Source organism: Streptomyces sp. NPDC056948 (assembly GCF_042674225.1).
Classification (GTDB): domain Bacteria; phylum Actinomycetota; class Actinomycetes; order Streptomycetales; family Streptomycetaceae; genus Streptomyces; species Streptomyces purpurascens.
In genome coordinates this window covers 1-2,942 of sequence record NZ_JBHUQX010000687.1, presented here as the reverse complement: position 1 = coordinate 2,942, position 2,942 = coordinate 1, and the positions used below count along the sequence as shown (strand labels likewise).

Sequence of the window (2,942 nt, the reverse complement as noted above, 5' to 3'; positions counted from 1 at the left end):
GCCTGGTTGAGCGTGTTGAGAGTCTCGTCCACGTTGATCCCGGGGAGCTTCTCTCCGACAGCGTGCGACGGGGTGACCGCCGCGACGACGAAGCCGGTGGCCAGGGAGGCGATGGCGAGCATGCTGCGCTTCTTCATGACCGACTCAACTGCCGGACCCGCTCCGGGGTCACGCCACTGGGCCGTTCGGGCGACGCGACGGCCTCACGCGGGACCGGTGTCCCAGGTCCCGGGCCCGCCGCCGCGCCATTCGATCAGCCCCGACGCCGCCGCGTACGCCTCGTCCGCGTCCTCGATCCCCGCCCGCCGCAGGAACTCGGCGACGTCCAGCAGTCCGTAGGCGATCCCGAGGAACTGGTCGTCCACACGGACCCGCCGGCCACCGTCCACGGCGGGTGGGTAGACCACGACGGGTTTCGCGGACGCCATGGCACCAGGGTGCGCGGGAACGGCGCCGGGCGCGCGCCGGGGTGGGCCGTTCAGCCGACCCTCTGTGTCTGTTCCTAGGCGTCCACGTAGTCCGCGAGATGCTCCCCGGTCAGGGTGGAGCGGGTCTCGACGAGTTCGGCCGGGGTGCCCTCGAAGACGATCCGGCCGCCGTCGTGTCCGGCGCCCGGGCCGAGGTCGATGATCCAGTCGGCGTGCGCCATGACCGCCTGGTGGTGCTCGATGACGATGACCGACTTACCGGCGTCGACGAGCCGGTCGAGCAGGCCGAGAAGCTGCTCCACGTCGGCGAGGTGGAGGCCGGTGGTCGGCTCGTCGAGGACGTAGACCCCGCCCTTGTCGCCCATGTGCGTGGCCAGCTTGAGCCGCTGCCGCTCTCCGCCGGAGAGGGTGGTGAGCGGCTGGCCGAGGGTGAGGTAGCCGAGTCCGACGTCCGCCATCCGCTCGATGATCCGGTGGGCCGCCGGGGTGCGCGCCTCACCGGCGCCGAAGAACTTTTCGGCCTCGGTCACCGACATCGCCAGCACCTCGCTGATGTCCCGGCCGCCGAAGCGGTACTCCAGCACCGACGCCTCGAACCGCTTGCCCTCGCACACCTCGCAGGGGGTGGCGACGCTCTGCATGATCGCCAGGTCGGTGTAGATGACACCGGCGCCGTTGCAGGTGGGGCAGGCGCCCTCGGAGTTGGCGCTGAAGAGCGCCGGCTTCACGCCGTTGGCCTTGGCGAAGGCCTTGCGGATCGGGTCGGCGAGCCCGGTGTACGTCGCCGGGTTGCTGCGCCGGGAGCCGCGGATCGCGGTCTGGTCGATCGACACCACGCCCTCGTCGGTGGGGATCGAGCCGTGCACGAGCGAACTCTTGCCGGAGCCGGCGACACCGGTGACGACGGTCAGCACGCCGAGCGGGATGTCGACGTCGACGTTCTGGAGGTTGTTCGCTGTCGCACCGCGGATCGCGAGCGTGCCGGTGGGCTTGCGGACCGTCTCTTTCAAAGCGGCCCGGTCGCCGAGATGACGGCCGGTGACGGTGCCGCTCTTGTGCAGCCCCTCCAGGGTGCCCTCGAAGCAGACGGTGCCGCCCGCCGTGCCGGCGCCGGGGCCGAGGTCCACGACATGGTCGGCGATGGCGATCGTCTCCGGCTTGTGCTCCACGACGAGCACGGTGTTGCCCTTGTCGCGCAGCCGCAGCAGCAGGTTGTTCATCCGCTGGATGTCATGGGGGTGCAGTCCGATGGTCGGCTCGTCGAAGACGTACGTGACGTCGGTGAGTGAGGAGCCGAGATGCCGGATCATCTTGGTGCGCTGCGCCTCGCCGCCGGAGAGCGTGCCCGAGGCCCGGTCGAGCGAGAGATAGCCGAGGCCGATCTCCACGAACGAGTCCAGGGTGTGCCGGAGCTTGGCCAGCAGCGGGGCCACCGAAGGATCCTCGATTCCCCGGGCCCATTCGGCCAGGTCGCGGATCTCCATCGCGCAGGCGTCGGCGATGTTGACCTTGCCGATCCTCGAGGAGCGGACCAGCTCGCTGAGCCGGGTGCCGTCGCACTCGGGGCACTCGGTGAAGGTGACCGCCCGGTCCACGAAGGCCCGGATGTGCGGCTGCATCGACTCGCGGTCCTTGGCGAGGAAGGTCTTCTGGATCTTCGGGATCAGCCCCTCGTAGGTGAGGTTGACGCCGTTGATCTTCACCTTGGTCGGCTCGCGGTACAGGAAGTCGTGCCGTTCCTTCTTGGTGTACTTGCGGATCGGCTTCTCCTTGTCGAAGAAGCCCGACTCGGCGATGACCCGCACCACCCAGCCGTCCCCGGTGTAGGTGGGGATGGTGAACGGGTCCTCGGAGAGCGACTTGGAGTCGTCGAAGAGCTGGGTGAGGTCGATGTCGGAGACCTTGCCCCGGCCCTCGCAGTGCGTGCACATGCCGCCGGTACGGCTGAAGGTCACCTTCTGCGTCTTGGTCTTGTCGGTACCCCGGTCGACCGTGATCCCGCCGCTCGCCGAGACCGAGGCGACATTGAAGGAGAACGCGCCGGGCGGGCCGATGTGCGGCGTACCGAGCCGGCTGAAGAGGATGCGCAGCATCGCGTTGGCGTCGGTGGCGGTGCCGACCGTGGAGCGCGGGTCGGACCCCATCCGCTGTTGGTCGACGGTGATCGCGGTGGTCAGCCCGTCGAGTACGTCGACCTCGGGCCGGGCGAGGTTGGGCATGAAGCCCTGCAGGAAGGCGCTGTAGGTCTCGTTGATCAGCCGCTGCGACTCCGCGGCGATCGTGTCGAACACCAGCGAGCTCTTGCCCGAGCCGGAGACGCCCGTGAACACCGTGAGCCTGCGCTTCGGGATCTCGATGCTGACGTCCTTGAGGTTGTTCTCGCGCGCACCGTGCACGCGGATCACGTCATGGCTGTCGGCAGCGTGCGGCCCGGGCGACCGTCTGGCCGTCGTCGTGGCCTTGCTCATGGTGTCTCCATCTGTCGCTCGGACGTTCCTGTCCCCCGCGCCGAAC

General features: G+C 69.1%; 2 protein-coding genes. Both read right to left on the bottom strand.

Features of this window, described 5'->3' with window-relative positions; all coding sequences use genetic code 11:
• Positions 1-203: 203 nt before the first annotated feature.
• Positions 204-428: a hypothetical protein gene (locus ACFTZL_RS43510; protein WP_382595757.1), complete on the bottom strand. Its 225-nt coding sequence runs from the start codon at positions 426-428 to the stop codon at positions 204-206.
• A gap of 74 nt (positions 429-502) precedes the next feature.
• Entirely contained in the window at positions 503-2,896 is a 2,394-nt protein-coding gene (locus ACFTZL_RS43505; RefSeq protein ID WP_382595754.1) for an ATP-binding cassette domain-containing protein, read from the bottom strand.
• Positions 2,897-2,942: the final 46 nt, after the last annotated feature.